This window comes from Vibrio mangrovi, from assembly GCF_024346955.1.
GTDB lineage: Bacteria > Pseudomonadota > Gammaproteobacteria > Enterobacterales > Vibrionaceae > Vibrio > Vibrio mangrovi.
In genome coordinates this window covers 443,978-460,693 of record NZ_AP024883.1, presented here as the reverse complement: position 1 = coordinate 460,693, position 16,716 = coordinate 443,978, and the positions used below count along the sequence as shown (strand labels likewise).

Here is a 16,716-nt window from a genome sequence, read left to right as displayed (position 1 = left end):
AGCGAGATAAATTCTAGTGTCAAACACTTTTTTAAATTTTCTCAGCCATCTTTCTGACCCTGCTGACCTGACTCATATTCCTTAAGAACCTTGCCCTGTCAACGAGTGCGCATTATAGAGATCCGAATCACATTCGCAAGTGTTTTCTGACAAAAAATACAAAAATAACGTCTAACCGATGAATAATCCTCCAATGGCTTATTTATCCCACTTTACTCAAAGTTAAGTCACAAGTTATCCACAGAATTATTCTTTTTAGGTGAGTAAGACATAAAAAAAGCTGCCATTGCAGCTTTTTATAATCAGGACGAAAATTAAATTCCCGAACCGTCGGCTTCCCCACTATCCTCATGAAGACCGCACTCTCGTTTTAAGCCGAAGAAGCGAGTTTCTTCTTCTGCCATTCCCGGTTCCCATTTTCGGGTTGTATGAACATCACCGACAGAAAGGTAACCTTCATCCCATAATGGGTGATAAGGCAAATCGTACTCTTTCAGATAGTAATGAACATCTTTATTCGTCCAGTCAATCACTGGTAAGAACTTAAATACACCATTCTGAATTGCAAGAACCGGCAGATTCGCACGAGACTGAGACTGCTCCCGGCGTAATCCGGAAAACCATGTTCCTACTTCCAGTTCCCGAAGTGCCCTTCTCATAGGCTCAACTTTATTCAGGCGGTTGTACTGCTCAATTCCCTGAACACCCTGCTCCCATAATTTACCGTAACGAGCCTCCTGCCAGGCTGGCGTGATTTCCGCACGATATATTTTCAGGTTCAGATCCAATCTTTCCGTCAACTGGTCAATGAACTGGTATGTTTCAGGAAACATATACCCCGTATCAGTCAATATAATAGGAACATCTTTTTTGACTTGAGAAACCAGGTGCAACATCAATGCAGCTTGAATACCAAAGCTAGAGGAGACTGCAAATGTTCCCTGTAAATTCTCAAATGCCCAGACGATCCTTTCCTGTGCCGACAAACTTTCCAGATACCCGTTCAACTCCGCCAGATGAAGCGACTGCTCCACTTTTGTCATTGTGAGTAGCTCTGAAAGTTGCGGCTTGTATAGCACACTATCAGGCATGGAAATCCCTCTTTGATACGACGACTTCTTCAATGATTCCGCTTCGAATCGTGAAATCACCGAAATATTCGCCTTCGTGACGTTCTTTCGCCCAACGTCCAATCAGTTGGTCGATCTCTTCTAATATTTGTTTTTCAGTAATATTTTCTTTATACATTTTCGGAACACGCGTCCCGGCGCGGTTACCGCCAAGGTGTAAGTTATAACGCCCCGGAGCTTTTCCGACTAAACCAATTTCTGCCAGCATGGCACGACCACAACCATTCGGGCATCCTGTCACCCGTAAAATGATGTTTTCATCTTTTTCCAGATTATGTTTTTCCAGAATACCTTCAACTTCTGTGACAAACTCCGGTAAGAAACGTTCAGCTTCGGCCATCGCCAGCGGACAAGTTGGGAATGCCACACAGGCCATTGAGTTTTTACGTTGCTCACTGACGCTGTCATCCATCAAACCGTGCGCTCTTGCTATCGCTTCAATCTGATCCTTCTGCTCAGCAGGCACACCGGCAACGATCAGGTTCTGATTGGCAGTCATCCGAAAATCGCCCTGGTGAATTTTCGCGATTTCAGCCACACCTGTTTTTAGCGGCTTATTCGGATAATCCAGTAATCGGCCATTTTCAATAAAGAGAGCCAGGTGGAACTTACCATCAATTCCTTCAACCCATCCGATACGATCACCACGACTTGTAAACTCATATGGCCGACTATCAGCAAACTTCACATCAGCTCGTTTTTCGACCTCTGCTTTAAATACATCGATACCAACGCGATCTAGCGTGTATTTGGTTTTGGCATTCTTACGGTTAGAACGGTTGCCCCAGTCTCTCTGAGTTGTCACAACTGCCGCGGCAACTTCAAGAGTTTTTTCCAGTGGAATAAAACCAAAATCGTCAGCACGACGGGGGTATGTCGAAGTATCGCCGTGAGTCATGGCAAGACCACCACCCACCAGCACATTAAAGCCAACCAGCTTTCCTTCCTCGGCAATCGCCACAAAATTCAGATCGTTGGCATGAACATCAATATCGTTATGTGGTGGAATAACAACCGTGGTTTTAAACTTCCGCGGCAGATAGTTACTGCCCAGAATCGGTTCTTCATCGGTCGTTTCCAGTTTCTCACCATCCAGCCAGATCTCAGCATAAGCACGCGTCTTCGGCAGCAAGTGTTCGCTGATTTTCTTGGCCCATTCATAAGCTTCCTGATGAAGCTCAGATTCAACCGGATTCGACGTACACAGCACATTACGGTTCACATCACCAGCAGTCGCAATAGAATCGATACCGATCTGATTCAGTGTCTGGTGCATCAGTTTGATTTTCGGTTTCAGCACACCGTGGAACTGGAAAGTTTGCCGGGTTGTCAGACGAATACTGCCATACAGTGTATGTTCTGTCGCAAACTTATCAATCGCCAGCCATTGTTGTGGCTGAATGATGCCACCAGGCATCCGCGCACGTAACATCACATTATGTAGCGGCTCGAGCTTTTGCTTGGCCCGTTCGGCACGAATGTCACGATCGTCTTGCTGATACATCCCGTGGAAACGGATCAGCTGAAAGTTATCTGCGGTAAACCCGCCGGTTAACAGATCCTGAAGATCCTGCTCGATCGTACCGCGTAAAAAATTACTTTCTCTTTTCAGGCGTTCGTTATCAGACAATGGCCCCAGCACTTGTCCCAATACTTCTTGATTCTTGGTTTCTTGATTAGCACTCATTAGTAGACATCCCTTTGATAACGCTTCGCTTTACGGAGTTCATTGATATATTCTTCTGCCTGTTCACGACCAAGACCACCTTGCTGCTCAGCAATAGTAATCAATGCTTCATGAACATCTTTTGCCATATGGGTCGCATCACCGCAAACATAAACATAGGCACCATTTTGAAGCCACTGCCAGACTTGCTCTGCTTTTTCCAGAATCCGATGCTGAACATAAACTTTTTCTGCCTGATCACGGCTAAAGGCAACATCCATATGCGTCAGAACGCCAGATTTCAGATACTTCTGCCATTCAACCTGATAGAGAAAATCTTGTGTGAATGTTCTGTCACCGAAGAACAACCAGTTCTCGCCTGATGCGCCACGGTTATCTCTTTCCTGGATAAAACTTCGAAATGGTGCAATCCCGGTTCCCGGACCAACCATGATAATTGGCGTTGCATCATCCTGAGGCAGCTTGAAGTTATTATTGTGTTCAATGAAAACTTTTACGCTTTCGCCTTCTTCAAGACGACGGGTCAAAAATCCGGACGCACCACCCTGACGTACTTCTCCATCCTGATCATATTCAACCAGACCAACCGTCAGATGAACTTCTTCATCAACTTCGCTTTGGCTGGATGCGATCGAGTAAAGACGAGGAGTCAGGCGACGCAATAATCCCACCAGCTCATCCGCTGACAATTTGACTGTCGCATCCTTCAATACATCAATAATCTGAGTATTGGATGAATACTCACGCAGTTTATTTTTGTCTTCAGTCAGTCCTTTCAGAACATCAGAGTCAGACAGCTCTGCCACACGGGAAACAAACTGCGGGTTAGACGAAGTAATTTCAAACTGATGAATCAGGGCACTATGAATGGAGATGCTTTCGCCATCAACATCAACACTTTCCACCCCAGACAGACCGACACTGCTGAGAATCTGGCTGGCTAACTCAGGATCGTTTTCGTACCAAACACCTAATGCATCTCCGGGCTGATAAGTGATACCGGAACCTTCCAGATCAATTTCAACATGACGTACATCTTTACCTGAATCACGACCGGTGATTTTCTGGCTGGTTAACAGCGCTGCGGTGTATGGTTTCTGCTTAGTATATTCAACAGAAGATCCGCCTGCCTGAGCGACAGGTAACTGCACCACTTCTCCCTGACCTGCCGACAGAGACTCTTTCAGAATATCCAACGCCTTCTGACGCCAGTCTGCTGCCGGAACATCATAGTCAACATCACAGTCAACACGTTCCAGAAATGGTTTTGCTCCCAGTTTAGACAAGAAGGCATCAAAATCTTTACCGGTCTGACAGAAGAATTCATAGCTTGAATCACCCAGACCAATCACACCATATTGCAGATTCGGCAATTTAGGCGCTTTCTTGGACTGTAAAAACTCGTGGAGTTCAAGGGCATTATCCGGCGCTTCACCTTCCCCATTCGTTGAAGCAACGATCACGACATGTGTTTCTTTCGCCAGATCTTTACCTTTATAATCGCTGGCATCAAAAATCTGCACAGGAAGTCCCTGAGCCTGAGCTTCATGTTCTAAAGCTTCAGCAACACTTTTAGCGTTTCCGGTTTGGGAAGCATAGATAATAGTCAGCTTGCCAGCAGGTTGCGCCGCTACAACCGGAGATGGTGCAACATTAGCACTCCCATCGGTCTGAGACTGACTTAATCCCCAAAAATAACCACTGACCCAAGCCAGCTGTTGTGAAGATAATTGTGAAACAGTTTGTTGCAACTGACCCAGTTGCGTGTCATTGAGTGGTGTGGAAAATAATCCACCACGATTAGAAATATTGTTATTGGCTGAAGACATCGTCACGACTTCCCTATTCATTGCATGACGATAGATTAACCAAGCTCACTAATAACAAGAAAGAATAGATGAGAATGTTTTATAACTTTTTGGAAGTAAGAAGGGCTAGAGATCTAAAGATTCAATTCTGACCTGTTTGAAACCGACATCCATTGCGGACTTAGAAGCCATATCTAAGTTATTGTAATGACACTCTTCTCCATGCTCATCGGTTAACAGAATAAAGCGTCCGTGCGCGTGTCTGAACTCGACAATCCACATCCCATCGTCAGAGAATGGTTCAACAATTGCTTCCACCAGAAGGTTTTCCCGATACAGGGTTCTCAGTTCTTCAAGCGTCATCTTGTCTCTCCATGCTGAGTTTCAACACGCTAACTTCATCATGGAAGAGGATTGTCGAAAAGTTAAGCTTTTCTCTATTATTATAAAAAAATAAAATATAAATCGAACTATTGATAACTATAGTAACTAAGTATTTTTCTTAAACAGCCAAATCCCGATCATGATAATCAGTAACCAGGGCAACATCTTCAAGAATACAGCCAGCATGCCAAAAGCCAGAACAAACAGAAACGATAGCCCGATTGACAAAACAACGCCGAGCACAGTCAGCCCGGTAAAAAACAGTACGCCAACAAAGATCAGCAGAAACAGCACTTCCATCATCATTCTTCTCCTCTATCTATTCAGAGATAAGCAGAAATCAGGCCAAGTTCGATTGGCCTTAACTGACTGTTTCACCACAGTTAACTGAACCTTACTCTGAATTTCTTTCCTGTTATTGGTCAATCTGACGAATCTACGGTCAAATTCACACATCTAAAGATGAAGGAATTTTCAGCAATGCTGCCTGAATAACCTCAATACCAGCACCTTTCTTATGTGCATTTTCACTGATATAGCGACGCCACTGACGAGCTCCGGGCATATTCTGAAACAGCCCAATCATATGACGGGAAATATGTCCGAGATAAGCCCCTTTCGATAGCTGAGATTCAATATACGGATACATTTCTTCCACAACCTGCGTACGCTTCTTCACCGGAGTATCTAAACCAAAAATTTGTTGGTCCACTTCAGCTAAAAGATATGGGTTTTGATAAGCTTCACGCCCAATCATCACCCCGTCAAGGTGTTCCAGATGCACTTTACTCTCTTCGAGGCTTTTGATCCCACCATTCACCGCAATCACCAGATGTGGGAAATCGCGTTTGATCTGATTGGCTCTGGGATAATCTAAAGGCGGGATTTCCCGGTTTTCCTTCGGGCTCAAACCACTGAGCCACGCTTTTCGGGCATGAATGGTAAACTGTTCACAGCCCCCTTGTTCGGAAACAATGGTGATGAAATCAGTCAGAAACTCGTAAGAATCCAGATCATCAATCCCGATTCTTGTTTTGACTGTCACCGGAATATCAACTTCCGCTTTCATGGCCGCCACACATTCGGCAACCAATTGAGGCTCAGCCATCAGGCAGGCACCAAAACGGCCATTCTGAACCCGATCCGAAGGACATCCGACATTGAGATTGACTTCATCATAGCCCCGCTCCTGAGCGAGCTTCGCACAATGCGCTAAATCCTGAGGATTAGAACCACCCAACTGCAAAGCAACAGGATGTTCAGCTTCGTGATAAGCCAGAAAGTCCCCTTTCCCATGAATAATCGCACCAGTTGTCACCATCTCGGTATACAACAGCGCCTGCGAAGTCAGTAACCGGTGAAAGTACCGGCAATGACGGTCAGTCCAATCGAGCATCGGAGCTACAGAAAATCTGTTGGCCTTAAACTTACTACTCATTACTGCAACTCCTTAATTTTAATCACTTTAGCACATAACCCTGAATCGAGCTCAGAACAAACAACAACAGCACATCACACAATCAAAAAAACGTGCAATCAAAAAGAATGGCGCATGATACACCGAGAAAGTAAGACCTTCAAAAAAAGCGCTGGAAGATACTCATGGAAAAGCAGAGAAGAGGGATAGCCAACGTCATCATATAACACTGCTCATTTGGATATGGTATATATCAATCATCCTATTAAACTGTATCAGAGCAACAGGTGTTATTTGTTGCTCTGATACGTGAAAGCCACCATCCACTTAAACAGACATGGTCATCAGTTCTTCTTCCTCAACGGCTTCGGTTACTGCACCCTTGTGTTTATTCGGAATGAGATTTTCCACAATAGCACCGTTTTCAAATTTGATTAACTGATCAGCGAGATGGAAATAGCGGTCATCGTGGCTAATCACTAACACCAGTTTGTTCTGACGTTTCAGTTCAGGAATGATCCGGGTGTAGAAAATTTCCCGGAAGCGTGGATCCTGATCAGCAGCCCATTCGTCGTAAAGACAAATTGGTGTGTCCTCAATATAAGACATCAGTAATGCCAGGCGTTTCTTCTGTCCCTGAGACATCGCAACCGAAGAGAGTTTCCCGTCTTTGGATGTGACTTTGGTGGTCAGTTCCAGATCCGCCAGATATTTCTCGATCACTTCGTCACTTTCCGGTTCGCCATCACCATTCAGAACGTGCTCAAATAAGTGAAAGTCAGAAAAGATAGTCGAAAACATCTGCTGATAGTCATGCGTATCAATTGTTTTGGAGACAACCTTATCATCCAGTTGAATGGTGCCCTGATCCGGCCGGTATAACCCGACCAACAGTTTCGCAAACGTTGATTTACCACTGCCGTTACCACCTGTCAGAAAAATTGCTTCACCCCGCCGGAACTGCGCATCAACCGGACCAACATGGAAAGAATATTCATCTTCCTCTGACTGATACTGAAACATCAGATCCCGGACAGACAGCGTTTGCCAGGATTCATTCTCAGCAACAGGTTTCTTTTCCCCTTCGGTTGTGCGATGGAAATCATCCAGCTCCGCCAGTTCCAGACTCTCAATGTTACGATAGGACGTCGAGCAATCACTGAAACGGCTCATTGAATCAATGACGCCCTGTAATGGGTTCACCATATACAGAATGGTTAAAACAAAGGTCACAATCACTTCAAGCGGTACATTGGGGAAATAGGTCCGGCTGCCGAAAACAATAATACCAATCACAAAGAAGACCAGTGTTGAGGCCATGCTTCCCATCATGGTAAAGATCACCGAAACCTTCACACTCCGTTGACGAATCGCTTTAAAGTTCGGTTCAAGAATCTGGTTATAGGTAAAGCGCCGGCGGTTAGCATTGATACTTAATTCTTTAATCCCGTCCACCAGCGTTTTCAGACCGCCGAACATATCATCCTCATACTCACGAAGCAGCATGTAGTGATGAAAACCCCGTTTGAGGAAAAACCTTGCAATCACCACGATCACTGCAATCAACACAAAGACCACAGAGAACAACTCCCATGAGGTATACACCATGTATCCCAGACAGAGCAGAACCGTCACTAAACTGTAGATGAAACCGGGGAGCAACAGCAGTCCGTCGGATAGCTTCGCCGCATCGGTTTTCATCGCTGCCATCACCCGGTGACCGCCAATTTTTTCCAGCATCGCATACGAAGTCGACAACAGGCGTTTCGCCAGTGAATCACGGAATTCGTAAACCACCCGGGCGCTCAGTTTGGCCAGCAGATAACGTGAAGCCAGACTGAACACCAAGACTGTCGCCACTGCGCCGACGAAAATCAGAAAAGCATGAGGGCCGGGAGATTTCCCGGCACCAATCAGACTCACCTGAGCGGTGATGATTCTCAGCATCATAATTCCGGCCAATGCGCCAACAACACTCAGAAACGTTGCAGCTAAAATCTGCCATTTAAAACGACTTAAAATGGATTTAAACATCTCAATTCCTCATCTGTTTGAATGTGTCCACTTTCAATCAATGAATGCAGTCACAACATCTTCAGTTAAATAGCAGATTTACCCTGTACGGTATCAGCTAGTAGCTGAACATTAGGTAGCTTCAGCAACGTCATATGATTGCCCAGACTCTGTAAGACCTTCATTTCAGGCATCAGTGTCTTCCAGCCGACAAAGCGTTCGGGAGAAGAACCCTGAGCCATTACCAGAGTCATCGGCGTTTCAGGTAAAACATCCGGGGTAAACCAAATACGAATATTGGTCGCAAATACCCGGAAAATACCGGCAAAATCACTAATACGGGTATTTTTCGGCAGCAGTCCGTTTTCGATCAAACGACTTAACGTCAGCGCAAGACGTTCATCATACGAAAGCGGAGTAAGCTCTTTTTCAGTCATACCAAGTGAACAGCCACGCATTTCAAATAACTCGATCAACCGTATCAACGCCTGAACATCACTATATTCCTGATGATGTGCCAGCATCGGGACACGAGAATCAGCTATCGTCAGCGATTTCACCGAGATTCCCTGAGCTTCCATTTGAGTGACCAGTGACACGGCAACCCATCCACCAAACGAATGACCGACGACATGAATATCACGAGTATCCAGAACATCTTCCAGAGCCCGAAGATAGAAGGCCGCGGCAGCTTCAACACTGGAATGAGGGATACCGCCGCCCCACAGTCCCCGAGGCTGGATCGCAAGGACGGTCCAGTCAGAAGGCATCGCATGCACAAAATCGACAAATGAGAAGACATTATCTCCGGCACCCGGAATGCACAGGACAACAGGCTGACCTGCTTCCCCATTCTGCAATTTCATCACGGGCGTCTCATTGTGAGACTGAAGCGGTGGATTCTGCCGGAGAAACTCGCGACGCCGGACAATAGCCTGTGAAATCGAATCGCCTACTTTCTCTACATAAGGTGCACTCACCAGCTCGTAATGCGTTCCGGGAACCGTCACACAATGGATATTCTCTTCCGGCAACACGCGATCCCATCCAAGCAGAGGCGTGATTTGCGGAGATTTCTCTGCCGCAATAATATCGATATGTACCGGCAGAGGCAGAGGATGGTACTCCGCCCGGAGAAAGTCTTTCTGATGGATCAGCATCTGATGGAAATAGTTTTCCGTCCAGCTCTGGGGTAAACAGCCAAAAGTACATGCTGCCTGATAGTAATCCCGCCAATGGCCTTGTTCCGGAAGATCCACACTCTGTCCGGACATCTGCTCTGCCAGATAGGCAACCATGTTATGACTCAGGGTATTTATCATCTCATCATCAGACTGTTCCGGCTGTTCAACTACACCCGGCACCCAGCTATCCAGCATGCCGAGAAACTCAACATTCTGATCCTGACCGAGCAACTGAGCAGCAATTTCATAGGCAAGAACTCCACCGGAAGACCAGCCAAACAGCCGGTAAGGTCCTTCAGGCTGAGTCTGACGAATCATGTTTACATATCGTTCAGCCATTCTCTGATAAGTTTTCAGGGATGGTTGCATCCGGTTAGGCGCAGAGAGCCCGTACACCGGCACATCCGGATCAATTGCAGCCGTCAGAGCCGGACCGTATAACAGTTCACCACTGAATTCCGGCACAATAAACAACGGTAACTGCTGACCAGTATTCCGGAATGGAATCACCTGATCAATGGTATTTTTAGATTGAACAGCAACTACAGCCAGTTCATGCAGTACCGGAGTCGACATCAGTGTTGCCAGATCTAAGGAAACACCCTGTTTCTGTGCTTCACTGACCATCCGCACCGCCAGCAGGGAATGTCCGCCCAACTCAAAGAAGTTGTCATAACGACCCACCCGTTCAACACCCAGCAATGAAGACCAGATATCGGCCAGTTGCATCTCAGCATCACCCACCGGCGCTTCATATTCACGCCGCACAACCGAATGCTCATCCGGCTCCGGCAGAGCCTTACGGTTCACCTTCCCGTTCGGCGTCAGCGGCATCTCATCCAGTAATACATAAGCCACCGGCACCATGTGCACCGGCAGACGCCCACTCAGCTCAGCCTTAATAGATTCAACATCCGAGCATGCCGCTTGGTCTTCTGCGGTGTAGTAACCCACTAACTGTTTGTCCGGACCGCTGCCCAATGCACGCGCAACCACCACGCCGTCTTTCACACCAACACAACCCTGCAACGCCGAACTGATTTCTCCCAGCTCTATCCGGAAACCCCGGATTTTCACCTGGTCATCATTCCGGCCGCGGTATTCAATCGTTCCGTCCGACAGCCAGCAACCCACATCACCCGTCCGGTACATCACTGCATCTGTTTCTTGTGAATAAGGGTCCGCCACAAACCGCTCTGCCGTCAGCTCATCCCGGTGCAGATAACCCCGCGCAACCTGAACACCACCAATATAAAGTTCACCTTCAACACCCACTGCCACCGGACGGCCTTCACCATCCAGTACATACATCCGGGTATTGGCTACCGGACGACCAATCGAAACCCGGTCGCCTGCCAGTGTGCGTAGACAGTGCCACGCAGTGACATCCACCGCAGCTTCTGTTGGGCCGTACAGGTTATGCAGCTCGATATGCGGCAGTCGGGCATAGCTCTTACGAATCGCTTCTGCCGGCAGTGCCTCACCACTACAGAACACCAGCCGCAGACTGCGACAGTCTCCCGCATGAACCACTTCAAGGAAGCTCTGTAACATCGGCGGGACAAAGTGCAGGATAGTTACACCCTGAGACGTGATTAAATCTTTCAGATAATCCGGGTCTTTGTGTCCTTCCGGTTTGGCCATCAGCAAAGTGGCACCGGACCATAACGGGCAGAAGAATTCCCATACCGAGACATCAAAGCTGAACGGGGTTTTCTGCAACACCACATCGCCCGGTCCGAAACCATAATCTTCTTTCATCCAGTACAGACGGTTGACCACACCCCGGTGTTCGTTCATCACACCCTTCGGCAGTCCGGTTGAACCTGAGGTATAGATGATGTAAGCCAGATGACGGTTGGTTAGTTCAGGAATATTCGGGTTGGTATCCGGACAATCAGTCCAGGGCTGAACCAGCGAAGATAAATCCACCAGACGCGTTGCTGCCGGTGTCTGACCCAGACTTTCCAGCAGTGTTCCGGTGGTAATCAGCACCACCGGCTCACTGTCGGACAGCATATATTCCAGCCGTTCGGTCGGGTAACCGGGGTCTAACGGTACATAGGCACCTCCGGCTTTAAGAATTGCCAGCAGTGACACCACCAGCTCACAGCTGCGTTCCAGACACACCGCGACCCGGCTGTCCGGACGCACGCCCAGTTCCACCAGCCAGCGGGCCAGTTGGTTGGCCTGACGGTTCAGCTCAGCGTAACTCAGTAATTGCTCTTCAAATATCACCGCCGTTGCATCGGGATTTCTCGCTACCTGTCCTTCAATCAGTGAGTGAATACAGTCATCTTCCGGGAATGGAACTTTGGTCTGGTTAAAGGTTTCCAGCACTCTTTCGCGTTCACTGTCCGGCAGAATATTCAGTTGATGAACCGGGCGGTCTGAATCGGCTTCCAGAGCTGTCATCAGCGCAGTCAGTGCATTTTCGACCATCACAGCGATTAGCTCTGCGCCGATACGGTGATCGACTTTCAAATCCAGACTGAATCCCACACCTTCCAGATCATCGACCGATAAACCGACCGGATAGTTGGTCCGTTCTTCGTTCATCAGCATATCAATACCTTGCCAGGCGAACTCTGACTGCTCGGCATCAACTTTCGTTTGTGAACTTCCTCCCTGATAACGGTAATTTAGCAGTGAGGTAAATAAAGGTGCCGGAGCACTAACGCCACTACATTTCTGCACCTGCGACAGCGGTGCATGTTCATAATTCAGCAACTCAGCCAGTAAGCGATGCGTTGTCCGGACCGCCTCGCCGGTTGCGATATCCCCGAGAGATAAACGCAACGGCAGTGTATTAAGGAACATGCCCAGAGCCCGGTCAGCACCATCTCCGCCAGCCATCCGGCCAAACAGAACGGTTCCGAAGACTACATCATCCCGGCCGGTCGTCGCACGAATAACCATGCCCCAGGCCAGATGGAACAGACTTGCTGCGCTGACCCCGTATAACCGGGCCTGTGTGCGTATCTGCTGTGCCAGTCCATCATCCACAGGGTGACGCAACGACTCAATCTGATGTCCGCGACTCTGCGTTTCCAGCAGATCAAATGGTGCCGAAGTCGTCTCTATATCCGCTAACTGTTCGCGGAAATAATCAACATAGGTTTGTTTGTCCAGTTCAGCCCGGGCCTGAGCGACAAAATTACGGAACGGTATCGGATGCGGCAGGGATTGCTCCTGTCCCAACAGATGCGCCTGAACTTCCTCAATCACGAGTTCCAGTGTGGTGTGATCCATACATAAGTGATGCTGAAGCAGACACATTACCCAGCGATCATTGGCAGGGTCTTCCATAAAATGAACAGCCAGCATCGGAGCCTGAGACACATCCATCGGCACCCTGGAAGGAGCAAAATGTTCCTGCAATATCCGGACAATATCTTGTTCAGGGCCTCCCGTCGCCGGAGCCAATTCATCCTGTGACAGTTCATGAATCTGTAACTCATGAACAGACAATGGCGCATCCCGCCAGACTACCTGTTGTGCTTCCCGCAGTCCGTCCCAGACAATCCCTGTACGCAGAATATCGTGGCGCTGAATAACTGCCTGCAAGGCCGTCAGAAAATGAGTCATCCGGGATTTCTGCTCAAAGGTCAGAATGACCGGCGTAATATACGGATCACTGTCTTTCTGAAGAATATGATGATACAGAATTCCTTCCTGTAACGGTGCCAGCGGATAAATGTCCTGAATATTGGCAGTACCACCGGTAACACTGGCAGCAATCACATCAATTTCTGCTGAAGTCAGATCGGTTAACGGTAACATCTCAGGAAGAATCTCAGTGCACTGTTCAGGAATCAGATTCTGCGGCACTGCTGTTTCTACAACTGATCTATCTTCAGACAAAGCCAGTGCCAGAGATGCCAGTGTCGGATGGTTGAATAAAGATTTCACACTAAGGTGATATCCACGCTGACGAAGTTGTTCGATGAGCTGAACCGAAAGCAATGAATGACCACCCAGTTCAAAGAAGTGATCCTGACGCCCGACCTGGCTGATGCCCAGTAAGTCACTCCAGATCGTTGCCAGTAATTGCTCGATATCACTTTGTGGTGCTTCATATTCCCGGTGGGCAAATGCCGTTTCATCGGCAGGTGGCAACGCTTTATGATCTACCTTCCCGTTCGGTGTCAGGGGCAATTGCGTCAGTAACATGTAAGCGGACGGAATCATATAATCAGGTAGCGTCTCATTCAGACGGGATTTCAGATCGGCCAGAGAAACTGTTGTTGCTGCCGTTTGGGTATAATATCCCACTAAACGCTGATTGCCCCGCTTGTCTTTCTGGGCTGTAACGACCGCATCCTGAATCCCCACGCAACGGCGAAGCGCTGTTTCAATCTCGCCCAGTTCGATACGGTATCCGCGGATTTTTACCTGATTATCGCAACGTCCCTGATAGTGAATCAGCCCATCCTGTTTCCAGCAACCCAGATCACCGGTGCGATACATACGGGCATCAGGTTGTGCTGAAAACGGGTCCGGAACAAAGCGCTCTCCGGTCAGTTCGGGACGGTTCAGATATCCCCGGGCAATCCCGACACCACCAATGTAAATTTCGCCGGTCACGCCTACAGGAACCGGTTCACCGGCAGAATCAAGGATATAAATCTTCCCGTTCGGTCTGGGCAATCCGATCGGCGGCTGCCCTTCAAAGCCCTGATGCAATGCACATGTCGTTCCCCAAATGGTGGTCTCCGTCGGACCATATCCGTTATAGACCATCCGCCCTTCGGTCAGCCAAGGTTCAATTACCGTGCGGGTCACCGCTTCCCCGGCAGTGAGGAGCATTTTCAAATCGGGTAACAGAACATCAGTCCGCATACTTGCCAGCGCCGCAGGAGGTAAAGGTGCATGGGTAATGCGACGTGATTTGAGAATTGTCAGCAATTCTTCTCCCAGCGGTTGACCGGGGCCGGCAAAGTGCAGCTCGGCACCCGAGCAGATTCCCAGCACCATCTCAAACAGACTCGCATCAAAACTGATTGAGCCGAACTGTAATACCCGGCTGTCTTTGCCGACACCAAGCATCTTTCGCTGGGCAAATGATACGTTGCACAGACCATGATGTTCGATCATGACGCCTTTCGGCTTTCCGGTTGAACCCGAGGTATAGATAATGTATGCCAGATGCCGGGAAGTCAGATTGAGTGCCTGAGCATCTAGGTTTGTCGTAGCATACCCTGCCCATAAGTGGCGTTGCGTATTGATATCAACTTCAGTACAACCCTGTGGAATGTCTCCCAAGCGCGGCCGTACGTCAGCATGGGTAATCAGAACTTGCGGTGCGCTATCCGTCAGCATATGGATCAGACGTCCATCCGGATAATTCGGGTCCATCGGTACATAAACCCCACCGGCTTTCATCGCTGCTAACATAGCAATGAGTAAATCTGCACTACGAGGCAGAGACACCGCAACCCGGCTGTCAGGCCGAACGCCCTGCTCAACCAGCCAGTGAGCCAGCTGGTTGGCCCGCGTATTTAACTCGCCATAAGTCAGAGATTCACAATCGGTCACCAGCGCTGTTGCATCCGGGGTTTCCCAGACAAATTCTTCGAACAGTTGATGAATACAGACATCTTCAGCAAAATCCATTGCTGTCCGGTTCAGCTCCTGTATCAGATAAGTTCGTTCGGCTTCAGGCAGAATCGGCAGCGTCTGCACACACGGATGGTTTTCTGCCACCATACCTTCCAGCAGACATTTCCAGTAACTGAAATAGCGCTCGATCGTTGCCGGTTCAAACAGAGCAGTCGCATAGTTCAGCGTTCCGGATAAATGGTCATCACATTCAGTCATGATCAAGGCCAGATCAACCTTGGCGGATGTGTCCGGAACCTCAACATGAGACAGGCGCATATCAGCCAGCTCAGCTTCGACCTTCGGTTGATTCTGCAGCGTAAATAACACCTGAAATACGGGTGAATAAGACAGGCTCCGTTGTGGTGCAACGGCCTCAACAACCTGTTCAAAAGGAATATCCTGATTTGACTGTGCCGCCAGAGATGTGGCTTTGACCTGAGCCAGCAGAGCTTCCGTATTTAAAGGCTGAGAGAAATCGATACGCAGCGCCTGAGTATTGACGAACATGCCGATCAGATGACCAACTTCTTTCCGGGTCCGTCCGGCAACCGGTGTACCAATCACCACTTCTTCCTGACCGGCCAGACGGCTCATCAGGGTAGCCCAACTAGCTAGCAACGTCATATACAGCGTACATCCGTGCCGCTGACTTAAAGCTCTCAGGCCCGCAGTCAAGTCTGCATCCAGTGTCACCATGACATTGCTGCCGATATAATCCCGCAGCTCGGGACGGGGACGATCTGTTGGCAACGCCAGAAATTCCGGAGCACCCTGCAGATGAGAGATCCAGTACTGCTGCTGTCGTTCCAGCATGTCTCCCTGCACATGTTCCTGCTGCCACAATGCATAGTCGCCGAACTGAATGGCGGGAAGCGGCAGTGGATCCTTCATCCCCTGAGCAAAAGCACGGTATAACGTGCTCAGCTCTTCCGTCAGGATTCCCATTGACCAGCCGTCGGCGATGATATGATGCATCGCAATATACAAAGTATGATCCGTTTCCGTCTGGCGGATTAAACGCCCTTGCACCAGTCGTCCTCTGGTCAAATCAAACCGGGGTTCCTCATAAGCGATATCGGCTTCATCTGACACAGAGTCATTGATTTCCAGCGGAAAACCACAATCCGGCGGACTGATGATCTGCATCGGTTTCCCGGAGCGAATTTCGATGTGGGTTCGCAAAGCCGAATGACGAACAACCAGATGATCCAGAGCCTGAGTTAAAGCCGACATATTCAGCGGCCCCTGAATCCGTAGACCTGCGGCAATAATATATGCAGCTGTAGTTGCAGCATCCATTTGGGACAGAACCCACAACCGTTGTTGTGCCAGAGAAAGGGGAAATTCCCGTCGGCTCTCATCAGCAGCAACGATCATCTCCTGTCCGGGAATCTGGGGCTGTAACGCCCCATCCTGTTCCAGTTGCTCAAGAATTGCCATCATTTCTTCCGGTGACAACTCATCAATAGAAAAGCGTGTATCTGTCATT

Annotated in this window: 8 protein-coding genes; all 8 read right to left on the bottom strand. The window is 48.5% G+C overall.

Going from position 1 to position 16,716, the window contains the following annotated elements; genetic code table 11:
- Window positions 1-314: 314 nt before the first annotated feature.
- Complete coding sequence (locus tag OCU74_RS01960) at window positions 315-1,091, bottom strand: phosphoadenylyl-sulfate reductase (RefSeq protein ID WP_087483061.1); 777 nt, start codon at window positions 1,089-1,091, stop codon at window positions 315-317.
- Window positions 1,084-2,817, bottom strand: a complete 1,734-nt coding sequence (gene cysI, locus OCU74_RS01955; protein ID WP_087483060.1) for an assimilatory sulfite reductase (NADPH) hemoprotein subunit — start codon at window positions 2,815-2,817, stop codon at window positions 1,084-1,086. Before cysI ends, OCU74_RS01960 begins: the two co-directional genes overlap by 8 nt.
- Window positions 2,817-4,646 (bottom strand): assimilatory sulfite reductase (NADPH) flavoprotein subunit, encoded by a 1,830-nt coding sequence (locus tag OCU74_RS01950; RefSeq protein WP_234993653.1) that lies wholly within the window; start codon window positions 4,644-4,646, stop codon window positions 2,817-2,819. Before OCU74_RS01950 ends, cysI begins: the two co-directional genes overlap by 1 nt.
- A 105-nt stretch (window positions 4,647-4,751) precedes the next feature.
- Window positions 4,752-4,988 (bottom strand): hypothetical protein, encoded by a 237-nt coding sequence (locus OCU74_RS01945; RefSeq protein ID WP_087483058.1) that lies wholly within the window; start codon window positions 4,986-4,988, stop codon window positions 4,752-4,754.
- A gap of 126 nt (window positions 4,989-5,114) precedes the next feature.
- Complete coding sequence (locus tag OCU74_RS01940) at window positions 5,115-5,315, bottom strand: envelope stress response protein PspG (RefSeq protein ID WP_143693333.1); 201 nt, start codon at window positions 5,313-5,315, stop codon at window positions 5,115-5,117.
- A 142-nt stretch (window positions 5,316-5,457) separates the two neighbouring features.
- Window positions 5,458-6,447, bottom strand: coding sequence for a tRNA dihydrouridine(20/20a) synthase DusA (gene dusA / locus OCU74_RS01935; RefSeq protein ID WP_087483056.1), 990 nt, complete (start codon window positions 6,445-6,447; stop codon window positions 5,458-5,460).
- A gap of 306 nt (window positions 6,448-6,753) precedes the next feature.
- A complete protein-coding gene (locus OCU74_RS01930; protein WP_087483055.1) occupies window positions 6,754-8,460 on the bottom strand; it encodes a cyclic peptide export ABC transporter in 1,707 nt (568 codons plus the stop codon).
- 65 nt (window positions 8,461-8,525) lie between these two features.
- Window positions 8,526-16,715 carry a non-ribosomal peptide synthetase gene (locus tag OCU74_RS01925; RefSeq protein WP_087483054.1) on the bottom strand — a complete coding sequence of 2,730 codons (8,190 nt, stop codon included), beginning with the start codon at window positions 16,713-16,715 and terminating at the stop codon, window positions 8,526-8,528.
- Window position 16,716: the final 1 nt, after the last annotated feature.

Bases quoted from the DNA above. Each gene is read 5' to 3' on its own strand.
- OCU74_RS01930 (WP_087483055.1), bottom strand. From the start codon at position 8,460: ATGTTTAAATCCATTTTAAGTCGTTTTAAATGGCAGATTTTAGCTGCA.
- dusA (WP_087483056.1), bottom strand. From the start codon at position 6,447: ATGAGTAGTAAGTTTAAGGCCAACAGATTTTCTGTAGCTCCGATGCTC.
- OCU74_RS01960 (WP_087483061.1), bottom strand. From the start codon at position 1,091: ATGCCTGATAGTGTGCTATACAAGCCGCAACTTTCAGAGCTACTCACA.
- OCU74_RS01950 (WP_234993653.1), bottom strand. From the start codon at position 4,646: ATGTCTTCAGCCAATAACAATATTTCTAATCGTGGTGGATTATTTTCC.
- OCU74_RS01940 (WP_143693333.1), bottom strand. From the start codon at position 5,315: ATGATGATGGAAGTGCTGTTTCTGCTGATCTTTGTTGGCGTACTGTTT.
- OCU74_RS01925 (WP_087483054.1), bottom strand. From the start codon at position 16,715: ATGACAGATACACGCTTTTCTATTGATGAGTTGTCACCGGAAGAAATG.
- cysI (WP_087483060.1), bottom strand. From the start codon at position 2,817: ATGAGTGCTAATCAAGAAACCAAGAATCAAGAAGTATTGGGACAAGTG.
- OCU74_RS01945 (WP_087483058.1), bottom strand. From the start codon at position 4,988: ATGACGCTTGAAGAACTGAGAACCCTGTATCGGGAAAACCTTCTGGTG.